The following is a 24,043-nucleotide window of genomic DNA, read 5'->3' as shown; positions in this document are numbered from 1 at the left end:
CAATGGCAGACCTACAGTCCCAGGACTACATTCGGCGCTCAGCGACGACCTTGACGCCTCCCGCAGCGCGCAACTACGAGCAACAGGTTGCAAAACTCATCGATGTGACGCGTTGCATTGGCTGCAAGGCCTGCCAGTCGGCATGCATGGAATGGAACAACCTTCGTCCCGAAGTCGGATATTTCGAAGGCTCTTACGAAAATCCGATGGATCTAGGCCCAGAAGTCTGGACGCTGATGCGTTTCAACGAATGGGAGAATGAAAAAGGCGATCTGGAGTGGCTGATCCGCAAGGATGGCTGCATGCACTGCGAAGATCCCGGTTGTCTCAAAGCCTGCCCGGCGCCCGGCGCTATCGTGCAATATGCGAATGGGATCGTGGATTTTGTCAGCGACGCCTGCATCGGCTGCGGCTATTGCGTGAAAGGGTGTCCGTTCAATATTCCGCGCATCAGCCAGACCGATCACAAGTCCTACAAATGCACGCTGTGCTCGGATCGGGTGTCGGTGGGGCTGGAGCCGGCTTGCGTCAAGACCTGCCCGACAGGCGCGATCATGTTCGGGACGAAGAGCGACATGACGGATTGGGCTCAAGAGCGGATCAAGGATCTGAAATCGCGCGGCTTCGAGAATGCCGGGCTTTACGATCCTCCGGGCGTCAGCGGCACGCACGTGATGTATGTTCTGCATCACGCCGATAAGCCATCGATTTATTCGGACTTGCCGGAACAGCCGCATATCAGTGATTTCGTCAGCTTCTGGAAGGGGCTGATCAAGCCCGTCGCGCTCGCCGGTCTTGCGTTCACCGCGCTGGCCGGATTCTTCCACTGGATCACGGTCGGGCCGAATGACGTGCAGCCTGAAGATGAAGCCGAAGCAGAGCGGCTGTTGCGTTCAGCGGAGAAGCCGCGATGACATATCCCAGCGGCACCATCATCCGCTATTCGGCGGCCAGCCGGATCAACCACTGGATCACCGGTGGCTGTTTCGTGCTTCTGGTGTTGTCGGGCCTGGCGATGTTTCATCCAATGCTGTTCTTCTTGTCGAACCTGTTCGGCGGCGGCCAATGGACGCGCGCCGCGCATCCATGGATCGGCGTTGTTCTGTTCATCAGTTACACCGGGTTGATCATTCAGTTCTGGCGCGATGAAATGTGGACGCGCGACGATCTCGCCTGGACTGGGGCCATCACCCGCGTTCTCGTCAATGAGGAAGACGGCGTCCCGGAAGTCGCGCGATTCAATGCCGGCCAGAAGTTCGTGTTCTGGGCCATGGCTCTGCTGGTGCCGGTTCTGTTCTTTAGCGGCCTTGTAATCTGGGAAGTCTATTTTTCGTCGTACACGACGATCGAGCAGCAGCGGATCGCCGTGCTGATCCATAGCCTGGCGGCCATCGGGGCGATCATCGTATGGATCATCCACGTCTATGCCGGCCTCTGGATCAGAGGCTCGATGCGGGCCATGACCCAAGGCTATGTCACGCCAGGCTGGGCATATCGGCACCATCGCAAGTGGTTCACACGTTTGGCAGAAACAGGGTCGAAAGGACCGGTGCCTCGCGTAAGCCATGACACTCCATCGATAAGGAGCGGTTCGTGAGGCAAGGCGAAGTCGCACCGCAGGGAAAATGGGAGGGCGTTCTCGGAGGCGTCAAAGCTCCGGAGGCGATCGTGCTTGCCGATCCGTTGAAAAGATTCGCCAATACATCCACTCGGCTCGCTGCGTTGGCGCCCGGGCATCCGATGGAAGACTGGCTGCGTTTCATGTCGCACCTCGCTCGGGCTCAGCAGGCCGCGGCGATCACCGCGAAGTCTCCCGTGCCCCCCGACCGATTTGCTGTCGAACAGGCGGTCGAAGCCCGCATGCCGCCACTCGCTGCGGATGGACATCGCAGAGATTCTGCCTGGCGCGACGGCTTGACGGCATTACTGGATAATTTCGACAACGCATCTGCGCCGCCACAAGCGCTGGCGGTCATGGCGGAACTGCGCGCAAGCGACGCCGCCACGCTCGAGCGGTTGGCCGATGCATTCCTTCACGGCCACGTCGGAGCTTCGCAGGCCGGCGCGGCGCTCTACATTGCCGCCGCATTGCAGGTCTATTTCACGCGCATGGCGGCGAGCCTGCCCGCATCGTCGCTTCGTTTGTTGGAGCGCCGCGGACTTTGCCCGTGCTGCGGCTCGACACCCAGCGCAGGTCTGGTGACGGCGTCGGGGCAGACGCCGGGCGTGCGTTATCTTTACTGCTCGCTCTGCTCGACGGCGTGGAATCACGTTCGCGCGGTTTGCATTACTTGCGGCGAATCGCGCTCAGTCGCGCTCGAAGGTATCGAAGGTGACAGCGACGCGGTCAAAGCCGAGACCTGCAACGAATGCCATACCTATGCGAAGATGATCTACCAGAAGCAGGACACCAAGGCCGACCCGTTCGCCGACGATCTCGCGACACTCGGGCTCGATGTGCTTGTCGGCGAAGCCGGCTGGTCGCGTCACGCACCCAATCCATTGCTGCTGACGGGAGAAGGTTGATCCATGTTGACACCATCCGTTCGTTTGACTGATCTTGCCCATGGAGGAGGCTGCGGCTGCAAACTGGCCCCGTCCGTTCTCCAGCAACTTCTCGCCAATCAAGCAGCGGCTGCGCCTTACGCACAGCTCCTCGTCGGCACCGAAACCGGGGATGACGCCGCGGTCTGGCAGATCGACGACAAGACCTGCATTATCGCAACCACCGACTTCTTCATGCCGGTCGTAGACGATCCGCATGATTTCGGACGGATCGCGGCGGCGAACGCGATATCCGACGTCTATGCCATGGGCGGAAAGCCGATCATGGCGCTCGCCATTCTCGGCATGCCGCTCGGAAAACTTCCGATCGAAACCGTGCAGGGGATTCTGGGCGGCGGCGCGTCGATCTGCGCTGAGGCCGGCATTCCCATCGCGGGCGGTCATTCGATCGATTCCGTAGAGCCGATCTATGGTCTTGCCGTGATCGGGTTGTGCAGCCCGGATAACGTTCGCAAGAATTCCGGCGCCCGTCCCGGCGACGCGTTGATCCTGACCAAGGGCATTGGCATCGGCATCTATTCGGCCGCCTTCAAGAAGCGCGCGCTCTCCGACGAGGCCTATGCGGAGATGATTGCATCAACGACCTTGCTGAACCGGATCGGTCAGGTGCTGGGTGACAACGCGGATGTCCATGGCATCACCGATGTGACCGGGTTCGGCCTGTTGGGGCATGGCCTTGAAATCGCGCGAGGGGCCCGCGTGCGCCTGACGATAGAGCAGAGCCGCATCCCGTTTCTCGAAGCGGCGCAGCGGCTGGCGCTTTCGGGCTATATTACCGGCGCCTCCGAGCGCAACTGGGCGAGCTACGGTCATCAGGTGATGCTGCCGCCTGAGTTACCGTCATGGCGGCGTGCGCTGTTGACCGATCCGCAAACATCCGGTGGTTTGCTGGTGGCCTGCAAGGCGGATCGAGCTGAGGCGATCTGCGCGATGATCAAAGCCGCCGGTTATCCGCGCGCCAGCATCATTGGATCGGTCGGCGCAGGCGAGCCCGCCATTGAGATCATCTAGGTCATTCAGGAAGTGGCGGAAGAGAGCGGGAGTCGAACCCACCAAAGACAGGCTCGCTGCCTCACTCGGATTTGAAGTCCGAACGCCCCACCGGGGACGATTCTCTTCCCTGTATTGTTTGATCGGTTGAATGCACCAGGGGTCCGAACAAGTCCAGACGATGCCGGTTTATCCGGCGCATGTCATCCTTGTTGACAGTCACGCCATGCCGATCGAAGAAGTCGAGGATCTGGATGGCGACCTTTCGGCCGTTCTCGACACGGTCGCGAAATTGCGCAGCGGTGAAAACGCCGTTTGCGGAACGGCCGGCAAGGTCGGCAACGATGCCCACCATTTCAAGGACCGTGCCGCGCAAGAAGAAATGGTCGTGGGCAATCTCGTCGGCCCAGCCCATCCGGCCGGCCAGCTTCAACAGCCTGCGGATGTCGCGCTCCGGATGCCCCGTTGCGGTCGCGATGTCGCGCACGCGTGGCGGGCGGAAGCGGGCGCCTCCTGCCAGGAGCGGTTGGATCGTGGCCCAGAATTCGTCATCTCTGGGCGAAAGATGCACGGCATGGGTGGGCGAGCGCACAAAGGAGCCGTCGAGGACAACATGACCCATCGACGCCATTTTTTGCAACGCTGCGGAGAATTCCGCCGCCGGCAGCGGCGGCTGGAACATAAGCCGGAGTTTCTCGCGTCCGATCCCTTGCAGATCGGGATTGTCGCGATGGTAGGCGGCGACGTGCTCAGTGAGCTCGGCGAGCACCAATTGCCAACGGTCGGGGGCGAGCGCGAGTCTCGATTCCCGCGTCTCCAGGACAACCAGGTCCAGTGCGTCTTCGATGCGCTTTGCTTCTGTCGCGGACAGCGCGCGGCCTCTTGCAAAGGCGGCGAGGTCCCAGGCGAATGGCGATGTGGCCAGCAGCTTCTTGAAAGCAGTCAGCGGATCGAAAAGCGCAAGGGCGGCACGCTGCGCCCGCCGTTCGGCCGTTCCGCGCCGCCGCTTCGGCGGACGCAGATCGATGAAATAACCGCCGCCCATCGTGCGTTGCGCGGACGCATCGCGGATCACGTAGCGATCCGGAATGGCGGCGGCGATCGGCCGCTCCAGCACGAGTTGAACATCGGCCGTCGCGCCTGGACGAACGGGCTCATCGCCCAGCAGCACGACATGCGCACCCATTTCGGTAGAGCCGTGGTGCAACCGGACCGGAAGCCATTGCTTGAGCGGTTTGGTCTCGCCCGGCAACAGACGCAGCCCGGCATCGATCCGATCCGTTGGCGCGTGCAGGTTGGGATCCAGCAGCACATCGCCTCGATGAATGCTCTCTTTCGTGATGCCTTCGCCGGCGAGATTGAGCGCGCAACGGTCCCCGGCTCGTCCGATCTCCGACGGTCTGTTCTGAGCATGCAGGGATCGCACGCGCGCAGGCAGGCCCGACGGACTAATGAGGATGTGATCCTCGACGCGAACGGAACCGGACAACACCGTGCCGGTAACGACAACGCCTATCCCCTGGAGGGTAAAGACGCGGTCAACCGCGAGCCGAAAACGGCCCGCCGCCGAACGTTTGGAAACATGCTTGGTCGACGCCGCCAGCCTTGCGCGCAGGTCGTCAATTCCCCGCCCCGTCGGCGCGGACACCGGGACAATGTCGGCTCCCTCAATGGAGGTCCCTCCGATTGCTTCGCGGACTTGTGCGGAGAGGTCAACAAGCCGCTGCGGCGAAACCAGATCGGACTTGGTCAGCGCGACGATTCCGTGCCTGATGCCAAGCAGATCGATGATCGCCAGGTGCTCCAGCGTTTGCGGCATGATGCCGTCATCTGCGGCGATCACGAGCAAGGCGAAGTCAATGCCGCTTGCGCCGGCGAGCATGGTATGTACCAGGCGCTCGTGACCTGGAACGTCGATAAAGCCCAGGATCTCCCCGCCATCGACGGGCAGATAGGCGAAGCCGAGATCGATGGTGATGCCCCGCGCCTTTTCTTCCTTCAGCCGGTCGCCATCGACACCGGTCAATGCTTTGACCAGCGCGGTCTTGCCATGATCGATATGGCCGGCCGTTCCGATGATCATTGCTCAGGTCGGCGCATCAGGATTCAATTCGGCAGGATTCAATTCGGAAAGGGTGGATACGAATTCATCTTCCTCCGACAGGCAGCGCAAATCCAGCGTCAGGCCATCATCTGCAATTCGTCCGATCACAGGCCGTCGCAACTCGCGCAAGGCGGCCGCCAGTCGGTCGAGCGCGCCGCTTCCGGAGGCGGAGCGAATCACAAGACCTGCGCTGGCGATGGTGTCGAGCGGCAGCGCGCCCGAGCCGATCTGGCTTTCACAACTGCACAAATCCACCGTGTAAGCCTTGCCAACGGCCTGAACGACGACCGGGCGCAACCGGCTAGCTTGGGCTTCGATATCCGTCTTGGACCGCGCCAGCATTCGCAAAGTCGGCAAACGTTCGGCCAGCCGATCCGGATCGCGATAGAGCTTCAACGTCGCCTCGATGGCGGCAAGTCTGACCTTGTCGACGCGGAGCGCGCGCTTCATCGGATTGCGGTTGATCGCGGCGATCAAGGATGTCTTGCCGACAACGAAACCTGCCTGAGGTCCGCCAAGCAGCTTGTCGCCCGAAAATGTCAGGAGGCCGGCGCCGGCCGCAACCGCCTCCCGCACCGTCGGCTCCTTTTGCAAACCGTACTTCGAAAGATCGACCAGCGTGCCGGACCCGAGATCGTTCAGCAGCGGAACGTTCGCTTCGCCGGCGATGGTCGCAAGTTCCGCGGCGCCGACTTCAGCCGTGAAGCCCTGGATGCGATAGTTCGACGTATGAACTTTCAGGATGACGCCGGTCCGTTCGCTCAGTGCCGCGCGGTAATCCTTCGCGTGCGTTCGGTTGGTGGTTCCCACTTCGACCATGTTTGCACCGGCCCGCGCCATGATATCAGGCATACGGAAGGCGCCGCCAATCTCGATCAGTTCGCCGCGCGAGACGATCGCTTCGCGCCCTTGAGCCAGCGTGTTGAGGCAGAGCAGAACCGCCGCTGCATTGTTGTTGACGATGGTTGCGTCTTCCGCGCCGGTCAGCTCGCAAAGGAGCTGCCGCACGTGATCGTCGCGCTCGCCCCGCTTGCCCGTCGAGAGATCGAATTCGAGTGCTACGGGGCCGCGCATTGCCGCGACGGCTGCCTCGATCGCCTCGTCGGCAAGCGAGGCCCGGCCGAAGTTGGTGTGCAGAATGGTCCCGGTCAGATTGAACAGCGAACGCAGTCCTGACATGTCCCCTTCGTTGAGCAGCGCCAAGGCGCGAAGCGCAACGTCCTCGATGCTGGGAGGCGGGGCACCGCTCCTTATCTCGTTCCGGGCGTCGTCGATCGTGGCGCGAATAGCCTCAGTCGACGCCACGCGCCCAAAGCGCTGCAACAGGGCGACAGCCGAATCCGAATTCAAGATCGCCGAGACAGATGGCAGGCTGCGCAGGCTGGCCGATGTCGAATCTTTCATTCGCATTCCGGACATTAGGTGGGGTTGGGAGCAAATGCAGCATTCGAAGGGGCGGTCGTGTCCGCCTCTCACAAAAATATCTATGAATTGGACGTTTTCAATACCTTGCAAGAACCCCCATCGGCCAGGCAGATCGCGTTCCGCCGGGAGGTGATGCTCAGACCGGACCATCTCGTGCGGAGCCCCGCGCACGAGCTAGCGCGCTCCTACTGGCGTCAGTGATACCGACGCACTAAATACTCCCGACCATGCAAGACGATGCGCTCGAGGACTTCATCAACCGCCACTCACGTCTGTTCGTCCTGACGGGAGCAGGCTGTAGCACAAATTCCGGCATCCCGGACTATCGCGATAGCGACGGCAAGTGGAAGCGGACGCCGCCGGTAACCTACCAGGCTTTTATTCGAGAGCACGCGACCCAGCAGCGCTATTGGGCACGGAGTTTGATCGGGTGGAGGAGGTTTGGCCGTGCATTACCTAACGACGCCCACCATGCGCTGGCCAAGCTGGAAGCGAAGGGGCGAAGCAAGATTCTCCTGACCCAAAATGTGGATGGGCTTCATCAGGCTGCTGGCAGCAAGCAGGTCATCGACCTGCACGGACGGCTTGATATGGTTCGGTGCCTGGGATGCGCGTCGACGACGCCGAGATCGACTTTTCAGGACGAACTGGCTCGCTTGAATGGCGCGTGGCTTGCTTTGGACGCCGTGGACGCTCCCGACGGGGACGCTGATGTTGAGAACGAAGATTTCTCAAGTTTTGTCGTACCGACTTGCCGATTGTGCCGGGGCGTTCTTAAGCCGGATGTCGTCTTCTTCGGCGAAAATGTTTCGCGCGACATCGTTGCCACCGCTAAGAGCCATCTGAACGAAGCCGACGGCATGTTGATCGTCGGTTCCTCGCTTATGGTCTATTCCGGCTTTCGCTTCGCGCAGATGGCGGCTCAAAATGGCCTGCCGATCGCGGCCGTCAATCTCGGTCGGACCCGAGCCGATCACCTGCTCACGCTGAAGGTAGAAGATCGGTGCGAAGCGGCGCTTGCCTTCTTGCTGTGAGAAATCCGGCGAGCGTCAGGAGCGACAAAGTTATGGTGACCTTCCGATAGACCAAAGGATGGCGTTCGTAAGGAGGCGTTGGAATCGAGCGTCGCGCCATACCGAGGCCTCGTGGCCCAGCGCCGTATAGAACACTCGTCCCCGGCCGTAAGACCGGGTCCAGGCGAGGGGCCAGCCATAGGATCGTTGATGCACACCCGGCTTGCCAAGGTCCACTGAGTTTTGGTCGAGGCGTAGCAGCACCTGTGACCCACGATGGTCGAAATCTCTGATCTGGTAGATCTCGTCCTCGAACTGCAAGGTATCGCCGAGATGCGCCACCAGCGGATTGCCGGGATCAACGACATTGATGGTCACGGCCTGATGCCATGGATGACCATCGAAGTAGCCGCCGATCAGATCAAGATAATCCGGCCAGGTGTAGAACGTGTCCGTGGCTGAATGAACGCCAAGGAAACCACCGCCGGAGCGCACAAAATTCAGAAGAGCGGCTTTTTCGGCGTCGTTCATTGGGATCTCTCCGGTGGTGAAGAACAACGCCCCGGCATAGCGTCTGAGGTTGTCGGTCGAAAACTCGGATATGTCTTCTGTGGCAGTGACCTCAAAGGCGCCGGAACTCCGTCCAAGCTGTGTCAGTATTGACTCGGAAAGCGGTATGACTTCGTGCCGATAGCCGGCGGAGAGTGTGAAATAAAGGATGCGTTCCGGCAACCGCTCTGCACGCGCGCCGAACGGCCGGATTGCCGCCGCGCTGCCGAGGAGCGCTATGAACTCGCGTCGCCTCACGGTCCCTCCCGCAGCCTGCGCAATCATAATCACCCTCGCGCAAAGTGGAAGGGTTTCGAGGCGAACAGGGGAGAGCCGATCGTCGCGCGCATGTACGACACTGCGATGGTCTTGGCGCCCAGAAAGACAAACCGCTACTCGATTGCGGCCTTGATGAGGTTCAGCAATTCCTGATACGGCTCACGGCTCGGCGGGTCCGACGGCGCTTGCCGCATCAGATCGTAGATCTTCGGAACGAGTTGGACAGCTTGATCGAGTTCGCCGTCGCGACCCGGCTGATAACCGCCCATCAAGCGAAGATCGCGCGTGTCCTCGAAGCGCGCGATCATGGCGCGCAACTTTCGCAGCAAATTGCGTTCATCCGCGGTCCAGACTTGCTGGGCGAGGCGCGATACCGATGAAAGCACATTGACGGCGGGATAGCGCCCCTGATCTGCGACCTCCCGGTCAAGCACGATGTGCCCATCGAGGGTGCCGCGCACCGTATCCGCTATCGGCTCATTGTGGTCATCGCCATCGACGAGCACGGAATAAATGCCGGTGATTGAGCCCTGCCCGTCGATTCCGGGTCCGGACCGTTCGAGCAGGCGCGGCAGCTCGCTAAAGACGCTTGGGGCGTAGCCGCGCGCAACCGCGGGCTCGCCGGTGGCCAGCGCGATTTCGCGGGCCGCGTGAGCGAAGCGTGTGACCGAATCGACGATCAGCAGCACCGATTCGCCGCGATCCCGAAAATATTCGGCGATCGTGGTGGCGGTCTTTGCCGCCAGGCGGCGCATCATCGGACTCTCGTCGCTCGTGGACACCACCGTGATCGCGCGCGATCGATGGTGAACCAGTGCCTCCTCGAGGAATTCGCGTACCTCGCGGCCGCGCTCGCCGACCAAGGCCGTGACGACAGTGTCGAAGCCCTGGCTTTGCGCGATCATGGACAGCAACGTTGTCTTGCCGACGCCTGACCCGGCAAAAATACCAATGCGCTGCCCGACGCAGAGCGGCGTAAACAGATCCAGCACGCGCACTCCCGTCCGCAACGGCGTGCGCACGCGGGCCCGGCTGATGGCGGGCGGTGGGCTCGCATCCGTTGACATCACCCGGTCGCCGACGTGCAACGTGCCAGCGTCGTCGATCGGCTCGGCGAGGGCGTTGAGCACCCGGCCCTTCCAACTCGGATGCGGCGAGATCGTCTTCGGTGGATGACGATAGGCAACGAGACCCAGGCCCGCCCCGATGTGGGAATCGAACGGCTTGGCAGTGACGCCGTTCCCGTCGATACGAACGACCTCGCCGAGTTGTACCTGGCCATCGATTTCGAGCCCGATCAACTCGCCCAGTCTTACGAATCGCGAGAGGCCCGACACGCGGTAATGCGTCGGCGCGACCTCTGAAACGGTGCCGCCCACCCGGACCGTCGGCACGTCCTTGCGGAGCGACGAAAGCGTCGATTCCAGCCGCTCCAGCGCATTCATCGATTACCAGGCTCCTGTGTTGCTGGCCGCTATGCCTTGGACGGTTCGCCAAGCGAGCGAATCGCGTTCTGCATTGTGCCCTCGGAGCCCTCGACGAGCGAGGTGACGCTCTGGAACGCCCGCGACGCGGTGATCAACTGTGTCAGCTCCGACAGCGGGTCGACGTTGGACTCCTCGACAAAGCCCTGCTGGAAGCCGGTGTACATGAAATCGACGACGGGCGTCGCGGCACGGTCCGGAATGACCCCCGAATTGCCGTAGCGCTCCAGCTTTGCGCCCACAGGAATGTCGAACAGGCCGAGCACCCCGACCTGGTTGTTGTTTTGCGTAATGGTCCCGTCTCGCGAGATCGTCAGCGGTCCGCCCTCGGGATCGACGATGATCGGCGTACCGCCTGCATCGAGCACGGGGAACCCTGAAACGGTCTGCAATTCGCCAGTGCGGTTGATCTGCATCCGGCCGTCCCGTGTGTAAGCCTTGCCGGTGGGACCGGTAAACCCCATCCATGTGTTCCCGATGACGGCGACGTCGAGGCTATTCTCGGTCCGCGTCACACTTCCGGGCCTTCGAGAGATGAAGTTTTCTCCGGGAGTCGAGAAGGCGACGGGCTGGGATGCCGCGCGCGACATTGCCGTTTCGAATTTCACTGCGTCGGCGCGGAAAGCGGTCGTCTTCATGTTCGCCAGATTGTTGGCGATGGTCTCAAGCCTCTTTTCGACGGCGACCTGAGCGGAAAGGCTGACATAGAGCGCTGATTGCATACCGGCTCTCTTCCGATCTTCAGGTTCGTGCGTGCGGCCTGCTCGGAGATCGAGCCGGATTGCCGGAGATCTCCGATAGTTTGCGATCGTGGGACACCATCGCGGAAGCAACTCCTGCGCGCACACAAGGATTAAGACTGGCTGAAAAATCGACCGGCAAGCTTGTGCGAGGCTGTTCGCGGCGGTCCAGTGACAGCTTCGTGCAAGGATCGCTGCCTAAACGAATGTGTCCCAATTCGGAGCGGTGTGCTTGAGCATTCTTTTTGGCGTCATCGTCACGATCGCGAGCCTGCTGGGCGGCTTCGTGGCGATGGGTGGGCATGTCAGCGTGATCTGGCAGCCGTGGGAGTTTGTCATCATCGCCGGCATGGCGATCGGCACCTATATTGTCGCGAACCCCTGGAAGGTCGTCATCGACACGGGTGTCGCGACCGTACAGGCGCTTACCGTGGCTGTGCCGAAGCAGCGCCACTACCTCGACCTGCTCGGACTTCTGCACGCGCTCATGCGCGAAGTGCGCAACAAGGGGCGCAATGAAGTCGAGGCGCATATTGACGACCCGACATCGTCGGAGATCTTCCAAAACTTTCCGACCGTACTTGCCAACGATTCTCTCGTGCATTTCATTTGCGACTATTTTCGCCTGATCGTCATGGGAAGTGCGCGACCGCACGAAATCGAGGCGCTGATGGACGAAGAGATCGAAACGATCGTTCGCAGCAAACTGAAGCCGTACCATTCTCTGATGATGGTTGCGGAAGGCCTGCCGGCGCTCGGGATCGTGGCTGCGGTCCTGGGCGTCATCAAGGCGATGGGGGCGCTCGATCAGTCGCCCAAGCTTCTCGGTGGCCTGATCGGTGCGGCGCTGGTCGGAACATTTGCTGGAATTTTTCTCTCGTACGGTCTTGTTGCGCCTTTGGCCCACAAGGTCAAAATGGTGCGCGAGCAGCAATGCCGGATGTACATCATCGTCAAACAGACGCTGCTCGCCTTCATGAACGGCGCGCTGCCGCAGATCGCAATCGAGCATGGCCGCAAGATGATCGGACCTGGCGATCGTCCCTCGATCGACGTGGTCGAAAACGAAACCATCGCCGGCGCCGCAAAGGGCGGCGGTGGTGAACAGGGGGCGAAAGTGGCGGGAGCAAAGGCCTAATGTCGGAAAGCAAGCCGCTGCGGCACGAGCCGGCGCCGGATCAACTGCTCGGGGCTGCCGGAATCTCGGTCGATCGCATGCCGATGCTGCATGTGATCTTCGATCAGATGACCAACCTCTGCGCCGAGAGTCTCCGGTCGATGTCGCCATCGCAGTCGTATTTTTCGCTGACCGGCGTCGGTAGCGACCGTCTTTCCGAGATTCTCGACGGCCGCGAATCAGAGGCGATCGTGGCGGTGTTCTACGCTCAGGCGTGGGACGGCCGAATCCTCATCGGCTTCGATCGCGACTTCGTATATACAATGGTGGAGCTGTTGTTCGGCTCCGACGGGGCGGAGCCGCCGCTGGACATGCCGCGCGTTTTCTCGAACGTGGAGCTGCATGTTGCCGAAGCGCTGTTCGAACGCTTCGGCAAGGCATTGCAATCGTCGTTCTCGCGCGCTTCGGATGTCCAGTTCAATCTGGAACGCGTCGAGACGCGGATGGATTATCTGGCAATCGGCCGGCTCAACAACATGGCGGTATATGCCAAGATTCTGGTCCAGGGATTGGACCGCGGTGGCGAGATGTTCATCGTCATTCCGCACTCGGTCCTCAATCCTCTCCGCCAGGCGCTCTCGCAGATCGTGTCCGGAGAGTCCGTATCCACGGACCCGAACTGGAGCAAGCAGCTCCACAACGAGATACAGCGCACCGAGGTGGTGCTGAAAGCAGTGCTCGAGGAGCGCTCGCTCACTCTCGGCGAAGTCGCGGGATTCCAGGTGGGTCAGGTGATCGAGCTGAATGCCACACCGAGCACCCTCGTGAGGCTCGAGTGCAACAATCAGCGGCTGTTCTGGTGCCAAATGGGACAGCTAAACGGGGCCTATTCACTGCAAGTCAAGGAATCGGCGGATCAAAAGCGGGAGTTCATCGATGGCATCCTATCTCGTTGACCTTATTCTCCTGGCGGCGCTGCTTGTCACCACCATCCGTGTGACGAGGATGCACCGGGAGCTCGTTCACCTGCGCGCCAGTCAGGGAGACTTCGCTTTCATTCTGGGCAAGACCACTGAAACCATGGACGACATGGTGCTCATGGTGCGGGAGTTCAGCGCCGATGGAAAGCAGCTCGTCAACATCCTCGGGAGCAAGATCGAAGAGGCGCGCAAGGCAATCATCGATATCGAAACTCGCGCCGATGTGTCCCGCAGGTAGTTATAATTGGCGTGGTCGCCAGAAAACGAAATTGCCGAGAAAGCACGTGAAATGAAGCAGCCATTCGAAGCCGAATCAGCTACCGCGCCGACGCAGAATCCGTCGGAGACGGCCAAGCTGGGAGGAGCCGCGTTCGGGAAACTGGCGGATCTTGCTGCGCGCGCGGCGGAGGAAACCAGCCGACTTACAAACCTCGAGCCGATCCTGCGCATTCCGGTCACTGTCCAGGTTCTTCTTGGCTCGGCGACGATGCCGGTCGCCGATCTGATGAAGCTGGGGCGAGGCGCCGTCATTCCGCTTGATCATCGCGTTGGCGAGCCGGTGGAGGTGGTTGTCAACGGTCGAATCGTGGCGCGCGGCGCGGTCGTCGTCGTGGAGGATGAGAACTCGCGATTCGGCGTGTCGCTCACCGAAATCGTCGGAGGATCCCCAGGCGATGCAGAGGCGTAAGGGATCTCCGAATGGCGTTCAATGCACCTGCAAAGCGTAGCTCCGAAGCCAGGCCGCTGAGCGGTACCGAGAAGGTTGCCGCGCTCCTTCTGGCCATGGGCCGGGAGCTCTCCGGCGGCGTTCTAAAGGAATTCGATCCGGAAGAGATCAAGCTCGTCACGCGCGCAGCGGCGGAATTGAAGCCTATTTCAGGTCCCGAGCTCGAGGCGATCATCGAGGAGTTCGCCCAGCACTTCACGACCGGGCCAAACATCTTCGGAACGGTCGGCGAGCTGGAAAAACTGCTCACCGGCGTTCTTCCTCCCGAGCAGGTCACGGACATCATATCGGAGGTGCTCGGCAACAAGACCAAGTCGGTGTGGGAACGGGTCTCTTCCGTGTCCGAAAGCCTGCTGGCCAACTATCTGCTCAAGGAGCATCCGCAAACGGCCGCCTTGATCCTTTCCAGGGTGAAGCCCGCGTGCGCCGCGCGCGTGATGAGCCTGCTGCCGGCGGATTTGCGGCACAATCTGATGCGCCGCATGCTGAGCCTGAAACCCGTTGTCGAGGAGGCGATGGGGGTCATCGAGAAGACCATGCACGAAGACTTCATGATCAACTTCGGGCGCAACCTCGCATCCGACACCTATCCTCGCATGGCCGACATCATCAACAAGATGGAGCGGACGCAGATGGAGGAATCGCTGAAGAATCTCTCCGAATCGCGACCGAAGTCGGCGGAGATACTGAAGGGGATGCTGTTCACGTTTGACGATATCGTCAATCTCACCGCCAAGGCGCGCATGCTGATCTTCGACCAGGTCCCGACCGATCGCACGGTGACGGCGCTGAAGGGAACGGATACGAGCTTTCGCGAACTCATTCTGTCGTCGCTGGCGTCGCGGACGCGCCGGCTGGTCGAGCACGAGCTTGCCAGCAGCGTCCCTTCGAACCAGCGCGAAATCCTGGAGGCGCGCCGCACGATCACGGACCTTGCGCTCGACATGGCCGGGCGAGGAGAGATCGAGCTCAATCCGGATCAGGAAGATCAGCCGGTATTCACGTAAAGACTGACCGTTATGGCCGAGGGACCCGACAAGGAGAGCAAGACCGAAGAGCCGACGGAAAAGAAGATAAGAGACTCCGTCGAGAAGGGCAAAATTCCGGTCTCGCGTGAAGCGTCGGTCTTCTCGTCCATGATCGCGCTCCTCATCATCCTGAGCTTCCTTACGGTCGACAGTGTCCGGAAACTGGCATCGACGCTGAGCCGGTTGATCGATGATCCCTCCGGGATTCGCATCCGTAACGGTGCGGATGCGGTGGAATTCATGGTCGTCATCGGGGGCAGTTCGGCCGCGCTATTGCTTCCAATCGTGATCGTCTTGGCGATTGCCGGGTTGGCGGCTTCGTTTCTGCAGAACGCTCCGCGTCTGGTGTTCGAGAGGATAACGCCCGACAGCTCACGTATTTCGATTTCCCAAGGATGGGAAAGATTGTTCGGCGGTCAGGGACGCGTCGAGTTCCTGAAGGCCGCTTTTAAGTTTTTTGCCGTAGGCATGGTGGTGAGCATCGTATTGAGGGCCGAGGAGGCTGTGGCCGTGAATTCCTTGTTTAGCGACCCGACCGGCGTTCCGGAACTTATCTTGACGACTGCGATGCGGCTCGTATCGGCAATCAGCATTGCTACTATCGTGCTGGTGGCACTCGATCTCGTCTGGGCACGATTCCACTGGCGGCGTGACCTGCGCATGACACGGCAGGAGCTCAAGGACGAATTCAAGCAGGCCGAGGGTGATCCTCTGGTCAAGTCGCGGCTGCGGTCGTTGGCCCGCGATCGGGCACGAAAGTCGATGCTGGCTGCGGTCCCCCGCGCGACGTTGGTCGTGGCCAATCCCACTCATTATGCGATCGCCCTGAAGTATCGACATGGCGAAGATGCAGCTCCGACCGTGCTTGCGAAGGGACAGGATCTCATCGCTCTCAAGATCAGGGAAATCGCCGAGCAGAACAATGTGCCGGTCGTGGAGGACAAGATGCTTGCGAGATCCATGTACGGTGCCGCCCAGGTCGACCGCGTGATTCCGCAAGAGTTCTTTCGTCCGGTGGCCGAAATCATCTATTTCCTGCATTCACGCAAGCAGAAGGCGGGTGCGTGAAAAACGCTCCGCATCAACGGCGGAGATTTCAACAGCCTCGGACAAGTTTGGGTTCGTATACGATCGTCATAGGATGACTGTGACGAGGACGTTGTGGGACCCGTTTATCTCTTCGATCTTGCCTCATCTCACGCACGCTGGCTGTCGCTTCGGCAGTCCACGATTTCGTCGAACGTAGCCAATGCAAATACGCCCGGCTACCGAGCGCAGGATATCGAGCCGTTCGACAAGATACTCGATACCAAAGTCGTGCCGCTCGCAGTCACATCTCCGAACCATATGACCACCGGCTCGCTCGTGCGTCCGCAGGGCACGCGCAAGGAGAATAGCTGGGAAGTCGTTCACTCCGGAAACTCGGTGAGCCTCGAGCAGGAAATGCTCAAGGCGGGCGATATCAACAAGGACTATTCGTTGAATGTCGCAATCGTCAAATCGTTTCACCGCATGTTCATGACCGGTGCAAAGAGCTAACGCGAGGCTTGATGATCGATCCGCTGCAGGCATCAGTTCAAATCGCCAGTTCCGGACTTGAGGCGCAGTCGACCAGAATGCGCGTCGTATCCGAGAACATGGCAAACGCCAACTCCACTGGCCGTACGCCCGGTGCCGAGCCCTACCGACGCAAGACCACGACGTTCTCTGCGGAGGTCGATCGCGCGGCGGGTGTGCGGGTCGTGAAAATCAAGGACATCGGTGTCGACCGTGCTCCGTTTCGGGTCGACTACGAGCCAACTCATCCGGCGGCCGGCCAGGACGGCTATGTCAAGCTGCCGAACGTGAACATGCTGATCGAAATGGCCGACATGCGGGAAACCAACCGGTCGTATGAGGCCAATCTGCAGGTGATCAAGCAGGCGAGGTCGATGGTTGCCATGACGATCGATCTGTTGAAGGGGGCATAGTCCATGATGATGGAAGCGGTTTCTTCGGTTCTGAAAGACGTTGCCGGCGTCGTTCAATCAAGCAGCGTTGCGACGTCCGCGCCGGCCGCGCCGCAGGCGGCTCGACCCTCGCTCGGTTTTGACGGAGTCCTGGAGCAGGTTGCCGCCGATGCGATCGGTAGCCTCAAGGGCGGAGAGGCCGCGTCGGTGTCGTATATCCAGGGCAAGGTGTCGGCCCAGAGCGTGGTGGAGGCCGTCATGTCCGCCGAGCAGACGCTGCAGATGGCGGTCGCCGTGCGCGACAAGGTCGTGCAGGCGTACCAAGAAGTCAGCCGAATGGCGATCTGAGGGATAGCAAATGAGAGCGCTTGCCATCGCGGCGACCGGAATGAGCGCGCAGCAGCTCAATGTCGAGGTCATCGCCAACAACATTGCGAACATCAATACGACATCGTACAAGCGTTCGCGAGCCGAATTCACCGACCTGTTCTACCAGGTCGATCGCATGCAGGGCGTTCCGAACCGCTCCGGCGAAGCTGCGGTCCCCGAAGGGGCCAAGCTGGGGCTGGGCGTCCGGTCGGTGGCCGTGCGCAAGTTGCACCTGCAGGGCGCGTTGGCGCAAACCGGCAATACCTACGATCTCGCCGTCAACGGCAGAGGGTGGTTCCAGGTCGTGGGGCCGAACGGCGAAACGCTCTACACCCGCGCCGGGGCGTTCAATACCAACGCGGACAGGCAGTTGGTGACGGCGGATGGTTACAACGTCGATCCCGCGATTATCATCCCGCAAGGGACGGTCGATGTCACGGTCAATGAATCGGGCCAGGTGTACGCCAAGCTGGACAACGAGGTTAATCCGCGCCTGCTCGGCCAGCTGAATCTCGCGAATTTCGCCAACGAGGCCGGCCTCGATCCACTTGGTGGCAATCTCTACAAGGAGACGTTGGCGTCCGGCGTTCCGGTCGTTGGCGTTCCCGGCGATATCGGCTTCGGCAAGATCCATCAGCACTATCTGGAGAGTTCGAACGTCGATCCGGTCAAGGAGATCACCGAATTGATCTCGGCGCAGCGGTCTTACGAAATGAACTCGAAGGTGATCCAGGCGGCCGACGAGATGGCGTCGACGGTCTCCAAGGGCCTTCGATAGGATTGCAAGCGGAGAAGCGTCTTGAAGCTCGTCCAGTTCGCCCTGGTTTCCATGCTCGCAGCGCTCTTGCTCGCTGCGGGCGGTGCAGGTGGTGGCGCGATCGCGGAAGAATCCGTGCGCTTGCTCGTGCCGGCAACGGTGATCTATCCGGGCGATCTGATCAAGGACGAGTTGATCATCGATCGCGCCTTCGCGCCGAACATGCCCGGTGCAGCGGCCTTTGCCGCCGAGCGGGCATCGCTCGTTGGCCGGGTCGCGCGAAGGACGCTGGTGGCGGGCCAGCCGATCCCGATCAACGCCCTCGAAGAGCAGAAACTCGTGGCGCGAGGCAATGTCGTCAAGGTGATCGTCGAGGATGGATCGCTTACCATCGTCACCTACGCCTCATCGCTGCAGTCCGGCAGTCCGGGCACCATGATCCAGCTTCGGAACCTCGATACGGGCGTGATTATCAGGGGCGTCATCCAGTCGGACGGATCGGTGCGGATTCAAAACGGATGATATTGCGACTTTTATCATTCATCGTCCTGCTGCTTTCCTGCACCGTCGCCGATGCGGCGGTGCGGATCAAGGATATCGCCAACCTCAAGGGTGTGCGGGAAAACCAGCTTATCGGTTACGGTCTGGTGATCGGTCTTAAAGGGACCGGTGATACGTTACGCAACGCCCCTTTCACCGAGCAGTCGCTGCAATCGATGCTCGATAACATGGGGATCAATATTCGGGGAACATTGCTCCGGACGCGGAACGTTGCCGCTGTCGTGGTGACGGCCGATCTGCCGCCGTACGCTACCGGTGGTTCGCGGATGGATGTCGCGCTCTCCTCGCTCGGTGATGCCTCTTCGCTGTTGGGGGGCACTCTCCTCATGACCCAACTCCGCGGCGCCGACGGTGAGGTCTACGCCGTGGCCCAGGGCGCCATTGCAGTCGGCGGATACTCGGTCGAAGGTGCCGCGCAGACGGTCAGTCAGGGCGTTCCGACCTCAGGCCGCATTCCGAACGGCGCGCTGATCGAGCGCGAGGTGCAAGGCAAATTCTACCAGATGGAATCGCTCATTCTCGAGCTGAAAAATCCGGATTATGTCACCGCGACGCGAATCATCGACGCCATCAACCACTACGGTCAGGGACGATACAGCGCCAGCATGGCCTTCGAGCGCGACTTCCGGTCGATCGTATTGTCGCGGCCGCGCTCGGTCGCGCCGGTTCGTTTCATCGCCGAGATTGGCGAACTGCTGGTCGAGCCTGATACACCCGCGCGTGTCGTCATCGACGAACGGACCGGCACCGTCGTGATCGGCCGAAACGTCCAGGTCTCGACCGTCGCCGTCACCCACGGCAATCTCTCGGTTCGGATCACCGAGATGCCGGTCGTTTCCCAGCCTGGGCCATTCTCGCGCCGCGGCGAAACGGTCGTGGTGCCGCAAACGTTCATCGAAGCCGGTGAGAATGGCGCGCAAGTGGCGATCTTGCGCGGAACGGACTTGCAGCGTCTTGTACGCGGCTTGAACCAGATCGGATTGAAGCCGCAGGGCATCATCGCGATCCTGCAAGCGATCAAGGCGGCGGGCGCACTGCAGGCCGATCTTGTCATCCAGTAGAACGTCGCGTCAGCGTGGCACAAGCTTGAACGTGCAACGCTTCGGACAGATGCTGTGCGGAGAGCGGATGGTGAGGCGCGCGACGTTGCTGGGAAGAAGCATGCTCCTTGCGGGGTGTCTTGCGCTCTCCGCGCAGGCGTCGGCATGGGAGCAGCCTGAGCAGAAATTGTCGAAGCCGCTGAACCTGGCCAACTTCGCCAAGACATCGCGCGCGGTGCCGTCCCGCCCTGCTGCCAAGCCGGAGGCGCCGTCCGGCAATTCCCAGCCCGAACTGCCGCTGACGACCGCAACCGTTGCAAAAAATGCAGCGTCGCCATCGGCGCCTGGAGAGCCGGCGACAACCGATCAGCGCGGATCCGACGCCACCGACTTCTGCAAGAACATCACGGATTCGGCGCTGGATGCGCGCGTGGCGTGGCAGCAAAAGCAGCTTGAAGCGTCCGAGGCCAAGCTTCGGGAGCGGATCGCCGAGCTGGAGGCGAAGCGCGCCGAGTACGAGAAATGGCTGAAGCTGCGCGAAGACTTCCTGAAGAAGGCGGAAGACAACGTCGTCGAGATTTACTCCGGCATGGACCCGGATGCCGCCGCACGGCAGATCGCCAGCATGGCGGATGAAACCGCGGCTGCCGTGCTCGCCAAGCTTCGCGTGCGGACCGCAAGCGCGATCCTCAACGAGATGGAGACCGGGCGCGCGGCCCACCTGGCCGATACCCTGGCGGGCATGCGGCGCCCCGACGACGGGAAGACGAACAAATGAAGGTTCTTCGCTTACTTTCTCTGTTTCCGGTTCTCGCTCTGGGGGGCTGCATGAGCAGCCTCGCCGAGATCAACCAGGCGCCCTATATGTCGCCGATCGGCCAAGGCCTGCACGCCGAAGCGCGCGCGGTTCCCGTCGAGCCGCGCAGCCGATACGCTGCAGGCTATCACTCGCTGTGGGACGAGCGGAGGGATCTTTACCGCGATCCGCGCGCAGCACGCATCGGTGATCTCATCACCGTCACCATCTCCATGAACGACAAGGCGACCTTCGACAACAAGACCGACCGGTCACGGGATTCGAAGACGAAGTTCAGCGCCGACTACCTCGTCGACATATTTGGCTGGTCGCCCAAGGGACAGGCCAATGGCAACGTCGACTCGCAAACGTCGACCAAGGGAGCGGGCAAGATCGACCGCACCGATGAGGTCAAGTTCTCGGTCGGGGCGGTCGTGGTCGACGTGCTGCCGAACGGTAACCTGCTGATCAGCGGATCGCAGGAAATGCGCGTCAATTACGAACTGCGCATCGTGAACGTTGCCGGTATCGTCCGGCCGCGGGACATCGGCCGCAACAACACCATTCCCTACGACAAGATCGGAGAGGCGCGAATTTCCTATGGTGGCCGCGGCCGGCTCATGGAGGTGCAGCAGCCGGCGTGGGGGCAACAGATCTACGACCAGGTCGGGCCGTTCTAGCCGATGGTGCGGCCAGAAGTGGCGAAGCTCGTCAGGCGGCGGATCGGAGCATGGGAAACGTGATGCAATGGTTGGCCGCATTGTTGCTGATTACAATGCTGTCTGCTGGGGCGGGCGGCCTTGCCAGCCTGTATCTCCTGTCCGCCGGGCAGCGGATCGCGGATAGCCAGAAGGATCCCGTGGAGCGGCCGGTCGCCAGCGCATTCAGTCCGACGGCGCGCCTGCGGAAGATCTCACCGGTAGTGACCAACCTGGCGGCGCCGACCGGCACCTGGGTCCGCATGGAGGGATCGGTCGTCACCGATCAGATGAACGAGGAGGAGGCGAACCTTCTCGCGGCCCGGCTGGGCGAAGACATCGTGTCCTACCTGCGAACGGTGTCGGCGGCGCAAATCGAGGGCGCGCGCGGGCTGCAGTATCTTCGCGAGGATCTCAACGAGCGGGCGGCGATCCGTTCGGGCGGGAAGGTGCGCGAACTGATCATCGAAACACTGGTCGTCCAATGAAGCGCTTCTGCCTCGTCCTGCTCCTGGCTCTTCTCCCCACCGCGGCGGCGGCCCAGATTCCGGATCTGTCCACGCTGATCCCGCAAGGCGGCGGAAGCGCCAGTGGCCGGATCATCCAGCTCGTGGCGCTGCTCACGGTCTTGTCGCTGGCTCCCGGACTTCTGATCATGGTGACGAGTTTCACGAGGTTCGTCGTCGCGCTTTCGTTCCTGCGCGCAGGCCTCGGACTGCAGACGACGCCGTCAAATATCGTCATGATCAGCCTCGCGCTTTTCATGACCTTCTATGTCATGGCCCCGACGTTTGATCGCGCCTGGAAGGACGGCGTTCAGCCCTTGATGCAGAACGAAATTTCCGAGCAGGAAGCATATACCCGTGTGACCGATCCGTTCCGCGATTTCATGATGGCGCATGTTCGCGAGAAGGATCTGCAAAGCTTTGAAAGCCTGGCGGCCGAAGGCTTCAAGACGCGGCCTGACGGCCAGCGGATCGATCTGCGCGTGATCATACCCGCCTTCATGATTTCCGAGCTGCGAAGGGCCTTCGAGATTGGCTTCCTGGTCATCATGCCGTTTCTGGTGATCGACATGGTTGTCGCCACGCTTACCATGTCCATGGGCATGATGATGATGCCGCCGACCGTGTTCGCGCTTCCTTTCAAGGTGCTGTTCTTCGTGCTGATCGATGGGTGGAATCTCCTCGCCATCGGCCTGGTACGATCGTTTCAGTAGAGCATGATCCGGAAAAACCGGTTTTCCCTCGCGATAAATGCACAGCGTTTGCGCGGAGATCATGCTTAACAAAGAGATGAGATCATGATCCGATTTCGTCTGATCGGATCATGATCTGGCATCGGGTGCCTCGCATGGCATCCGGACCGCAAATCTTCGAGCTGCTGTTCAGCTCTGGGTAAGGTTCGGATGCTAGCAAGGATGAACGGCAGGTTGGGTGTTCCTTCAACCCCAAAGGCATGATGCCGCCCTGCCGTACCGGTGAAAGCCCGGTATGTCCCCCCAGATAAACACCTCACACTAAGGGACATAATCAATGTCAAGCTTGATGACCAACTCCTCCGCCATGACCGCTCTGCAGACCCTGCGGACGGTTAGCGCGGGTCTTGCGACCACCCAGAACCGCATCTCCACCGGCTACCGGGTGTCGACGGCGTCCGATAACGCCGCTTATTGGTCGATCGCCACCACGATGCGTTCGGACAACATGGCTCTGAGCGCCGTGCAGGACGCCCTCGGCCTCGGCGCCGCGACCATCGACACGATGTATACGGGCCTGAACGGCACCGTCAGCGTCGTCTCGCAGATCAACGCGAAGCTGGTTGCCGCCCGTACGCCTGGCGTCGATCGCGCCAAGATCCAGAGCGAAATTACCGAACTGCAGAAGCAGTTGAAGAACACCGCCGACAGCGCGGTTTTCAACGGTGAAAACTGGATCTCGGTCGATTCGACCTCGGCGAGCTACAACTCCTCGAAGACCGTCGTTTCGTCCTTCTCTCGTGCCGGCGGCACCGTCAAGATCGACACGCTTTCGGTCAATCTTGACTCGATCAAGCTCTACGACGCGAACCTGGACACCACCTACGCCGCGCAGGCCTTCCCGACGGCCACCACGGGTGCCTACGATGCCACCAACGACGTTGGCGGCAACATCGTGGTGACCGTCGGCGGCACGGCCACCAACATCGCTGTGGCGAAGAACACCTCCCTCAAGGACATCGCGACGGCGATCAACAAGCTCGGCATCGAGGGTCTGTCGGTCGGCGTCTCGGCGGCCGGTGACGCGCTGTCGTTCAAGAGCCGCAACGACGCGGACATCTCGATCGACGCCAGCGTCTCCGGTCTCGGTGCCGCGGTCTCGATGACCGCGATCACCCCGCCGGTCGCCACCAAGAAGGGCATCCTCGACCAGACCTACGATGCCTATAACGGTACGGCCTGGGAAACCTTCAGCGTCGCGACGCTGGACATCTCGAAGCTCACCGACAGCGCTGCTGACCTCAACAAGCTCGAGACCTACATCCAGGGCACTCAGGATGCTTTCGCCAAGATCACCGACTCGGCGACCAACCTCGGTGCCATCAAGAACCGCATCGGCCTGCAGCAGGACTTCGTCAAGACCCTGACTGACTCGCTCGATCGCGGTATCGGCCAGCTCGTCGACGCCGACATGAACGCTGAATCGACCCGTCTGCAGGCCCTTCAGACCCAGCAGCAGCTCGGCATTCAGGCGCTGTCGATCGCGAACGCGGGCAGCCAGAGCATCCTGTCGCTGTTCCGCGGCTAGTAAACTTGATCTCTTGACTACGACGGCCGCGACCGACCTGGTCGCGGCCGTTTTGCATGGTTCGCGCCGCGCAACCCTCGGACAAG

At 61.1% G+C, this 24,043-nt stretch carries 27 protein-coding genes and 1 tRNA gene; 22 read left to right on the top strand and 6 right to left on the bottom strand.

Annotated features, from left to right (window positions below):
* Nucleotides 1–2: 2 nt before the first annotated feature.
* The 4 genes from fdxH (at nucleotide 3) to selD (ending at nucleotide 3,576) form a co-directional block, all read left to right on the top strand.
* Nucleotides 3–914, top strand: coding sequence for a formate dehydrogenase subunit beta (gene fdxH / locus CWO89_RS04055; protein WP_130577375.1), 912 nt, complete (start codon nucleotides 3–5; stop codon nucleotides 912–914).
* Entirely contained in the window at nucleotides 911–1,597 is a 687-nt protein-coding gene (locus tag CWO89_RS04050; RefSeq protein ID WP_130577374.1) for a formate dehydrogenase subunit gamma, read from the top strand. The genes fdxH and CWO89_RS04050 overlap by 4 nt, the downstream gene beginning before the upstream one ends.
* 71 nt (nucleotides 1,598–1,668) lie before the next feature.
* Nucleotides 1,669–2,526, top strand: a complete 858-nt coding sequence (fdhE, locus tag CWO89_RS04045; protein ID WP_245475703.1) for a formate dehydrogenase accessory protein FdhE — start codon at nucleotides 1,669–1,671, stop codon at nucleotides 2,524–2,526.
* A 3-nt stretch (nucleotides 2,527–2,529) separates the two neighbouring features.
* Nucleotides 2,530–3,576: a selenide, water dikinase SelD gene (selD, locus tag CWO89_RS04040; RefSeq protein ID WP_130577372.1), complete on the top strand. Its 1,047-nt coding sequence runs from the start codon at nucleotides 2,530–2,532 to the stop codon at nucleotides 3,574–3,576.
* 13 nt (nucleotides 3,577–3,589) lie between these two features.
* Here the strand turns inward: selD and CWO89_RS45680 are convergent.
* The 3 genes from CWO89_RS45680 to selA form a co-directional block, all read right to left on the bottom strand.
* Nucleotides 3,590–3,685: transfer RNA gene (locus CWO89_RS45680), tRNA-Sec, on the bottom strand.
* The gene (selB, locus tag CWO89_RS04035) at nucleotides 3,638–5,638 is read right to left on the bottom strand and encodes a selenocysteine-specific translation elongation factor (RefSeq protein ID WP_130577371.1); all 2,001 of its coding nucleotides are present in this window, start codon (nucleotides 5,636–5,638) and stop codon (nucleotides 3,638–3,640) included. Before selB ends, CWO89_RS45680 begins: the two co-directional genes overlap by 48 nt.
* A 3-nt stretch (nucleotides 5,639–5,641) precedes the next feature.
* Nucleotides 5,642–7,063, bottom strand: coding sequence for an L-seryl-tRNA(Sec) selenium transferase (gene selA, locus CWO89_RS04030; protein ID WP_130577370.1), 1,422 nt, complete (start codon nucleotides 7,061–7,063; stop codon nucleotides 5,642–5,644).
* A gap of 248 nt (nucleotides 7,064–7,311) precedes the next feature.
* Between selA and CWO89_RS04025 the strand changes: the two genes are divergently transcribed.
* Entirely contained in the window at nucleotides 7,312–8,118 is an 807-nt protein-coding gene (locus CWO89_RS04025; RefSeq protein WP_130577369.1) for an NAD-dependent protein deacetylase, read from the top strand.
* 30 nt (nucleotides 8,119–8,148) lie between these two features.
* Here the strand turns inward: CWO89_RS04025 and CWO89_RS04020 are convergent, their stop codons facing one another.
* From CWO89_RS04020 to flgF, 3 genes are all read right to left on the bottom strand, one after another.
* Nucleotides 8,149–8,904: a ThuA domain-containing protein gene (locus CWO89_RS04020; RefSeq protein WP_245475702.1), complete on the bottom strand. Its 756-nt coding sequence runs from the start codon at nucleotides 8,902–8,904 to the stop codon at nucleotides 8,149–8,151.
* A gap of 134 nt (nucleotides 8,905–9,038) precedes the next feature.
* Entirely contained in the window at nucleotides 9,039–10,370 is a 1,332-nt protein-coding gene (gene fliI / locus CWO89_RS04015; protein ID WP_130577367.1) for a flagellar protein export ATPase FliI, read from the bottom strand.
* Between the two features lie 29 nt (nucleotides 10,371–10,399).
* Nucleotides 10,400–11,131, bottom strand: a complete 732-nt coding sequence (gene flgF, locus CWO89_RS04010) for a flagellar basal-body rod protein FlgF (protein ID WP_130577366.1) — start codon at nucleotides 11,129–11,131, stop codon at nucleotides 10,400–10,402.
* Between the two features lie 310 nt (nucleotides 11,132–11,441).
* Between flgF and motA the strand changes: the two genes are divergently transcribed.
* The 17 genes from motA (at nucleotide 11,442) to CWO89_RS03925 (ending at nucleotide 23,957) form a co-directional block, all read left to right on the top strand.
* A complete protein-coding gene (motA, locus tag CWO89_RS04005; protein WP_245475706.1) occupies nucleotides 11,442–12,287 on the top strand; it encodes a flagellar motor stator protein MotA in 846 nt (281 codons plus the stop codon).
* The gene (locus CWO89_RS04000) at nucleotides 12,287–13,222 is read left to right on the top strand and encodes a flagellar motor switch protein FliM (RefSeq protein ID WP_130577364.1); all 936 of its coding nucleotides are present in this window, start codon (nucleotides 12,287–12,289) and stop codon (nucleotides 13,220–13,222) included. Before motA ends, CWO89_RS04000 begins: the two co-directional genes overlap by 1 nt.
* Nucleotides 13,203–13,484, top strand: a complete 282-nt coding sequence (locus CWO89_RS03995; protein ID WP_130577363.1) for a hypothetical protein — start codon at nucleotides 13,203–13,205, stop codon at nucleotides 13,482–13,484. The genes CWO89_RS04000 and CWO89_RS03995 overlap by 20 nt, the downstream gene beginning before the upstream one ends.
* Nucleotides 13,485–13,535: 51 nt before the next feature.
* A complete protein-coding gene (gene fliN / locus CWO89_RS03990; RefSeq protein WP_130577389.1) occupies nucleotides 13,536–13,934 on the top strand; it encodes a flagellar motor switch protein FliN in 399 nt (132 codons plus the stop codon).
* Between the two features lie 11 nt (nucleotides 13,935–13,945).
* Nucleotides 13,946–14,980: a flagellar motor switch protein FliG gene (locus CWO89_RS03985; RefSeq protein ID WP_130577362.1), complete on the top strand. Its 1,035-nt coding sequence runs from the start codon at nucleotides 13,946–13,948 to the stop codon at nucleotides 14,978–14,980.
* 12 nt (nucleotides 14,981–14,992) lie between these two features.
* Nucleotides 14,993–16,069, top strand: a complete 1,077-nt coding sequence (gene flhB / locus CWO89_RS03980) for a flagellar biosynthesis protein FlhB (RefSeq protein ID WP_130577361.1) — start codon at nucleotides 14,993–14,995, stop codon at nucleotides 16,067–16,069.
* 93 nt (nucleotides 16,070–16,162) lie between these two features.
* Complete coding sequence (flgB, locus tag CWO89_RS03975; protein ID WP_130577360.1) at nucleotides 16,163–16,540, top strand: flagellar basal body rod protein FlgB; 378 nt, start codon at nucleotides 16,163–16,165, stop codon at nucleotides 16,538–16,540.
* Nucleotides 16,541–16,551: 11 nt separating this feature from the next.
* Nucleotides 16,552–16,971 (top strand): flagellar basal body rod protein FlgC, encoded by a 420-nt coding sequence (flgC, locus tag CWO89_RS03970; RefSeq protein ID WP_028161567.1) that lies wholly within the window; start codon nucleotides 16,552–16,554, stop codon nucleotides 16,969–16,971.
* 6 nt (nucleotides 16,972–16,977) lie between these two features.
* Nucleotides 16,978–17,298, top strand: coding sequence for a flagellar hook-basal body complex protein FliE (gene fliE / locus CWO89_RS03965; RefSeq protein WP_130577388.1), 321 nt, complete (start codon nucleotides 16,978–16,980; stop codon nucleotides 17,296–17,298).
* 10 nt (nucleotides 17,299–17,308) lie between these two features.
* On the top strand, nucleotides 17,309–18,097 hold the full coding sequence (gene flgG / locus CWO89_RS03960) for a flagellar basal-body rod protein FlgG (RefSeq protein ID WP_130577359.1): 789 nt from the start codon (nucleotides 17,309–17,311) through the stop codon (nucleotides 18,095–18,097).
* Between the two features lie 21 nt (nucleotides 18,098–18,118).
* Nucleotides 18,119–18,598 (top strand): flagellar basal body P-ring formation chaperone FlgA, encoded by a 480-nt coding sequence (gene flgA / locus CWO89_RS03955; RefSeq protein WP_245475700.1) that lies wholly within the window; start codon nucleotides 18,119–18,121, stop codon nucleotides 18,596–18,598.
* Nucleotides 18,595–19,698, top strand: a complete 1,104-nt coding sequence (flgI, locus tag CWO89_RS03950) for a flagellar basal body P-ring protein FlgI (RefSeq protein WP_207234390.1) — start codon at nucleotides 18,595–18,597, stop codon at nucleotides 19,696–19,698. Before flgA ends, flgI begins: the two co-directional genes overlap by 4 nt.
* A 100-nt stretch (nucleotides 19,699–19,798) precedes the next feature.
* Nucleotides 19,799–20,455, top strand: a complete 657-nt coding sequence (locus tag CWO89_RS03945) for a MotE family protein (RefSeq protein ID WP_245475699.1) — start codon at nucleotides 19,799–19,801, stop codon at nucleotides 20,453–20,455.
* Nucleotides 20,452–21,153, top strand: coding sequence for a flagellar basal body L-ring protein FlgH (flgH, locus tag CWO89_RS03940; RefSeq protein ID WP_130577358.1), 702 nt, complete (start codon nucleotides 20,452–20,454; stop codon nucleotides 21,151–21,153). Before CWO89_RS03945 ends, flgH begins: the two co-directional genes overlap by 4 nt.
* Before the next feature lie 50 nt (nucleotides 21,154–21,203).
* Nucleotides 21,204–21,659, top strand: a complete 456-nt coding sequence (locus tag CWO89_RS03935) for a flagellar basal body-associated FliL family protein (protein WP_245475695.1) — start codon at nucleotides 21,204–21,206, stop codon at nucleotides 21,657–21,659.
* Nucleotides 21,656–22,390, top strand: a complete 735-nt coding sequence (gene fliP / locus CWO89_RS03930) for a flagellar type III secretion system pore protein FliP (RefSeq protein WP_130577357.1) — start codon at nucleotides 21,656–21,658, stop codon at nucleotides 22,388–22,390. The genes CWO89_RS03935 and fliP overlap by 4 nt, the downstream gene beginning before the upstream one ends.
* 316 nt (nucleotides 22,391–22,706) lie before the next feature.
* Complete coding sequence (locus tag CWO89_RS03925; RefSeq protein ID WP_130577356.1) at nucleotides 22,707–23,957, top strand: flagellin N-terminal helical domain-containing protein; 1,251 nt, start codon at nucleotides 22,707–22,709, stop codon at nucleotides 23,955–23,957.
* Nucleotides 23,958–24,043: the final 86 nt, after the last annotated feature.

It is taken from the genome of Bradyrhizobium sp. Leo170 (assembly GCF_004296405.1).
Taxonomy (GTDB): domain Bacteria; phylum Pseudomonadota; class Alphaproteobacteria; order Rhizobiales; family Xanthobacteraceae; genus Bradyrhizobium.
The sequence above is the reverse complement of the archived record's forward strand: the minus strand, read 5'-3'. Positions and strand labels throughout refer to the sequence as shown.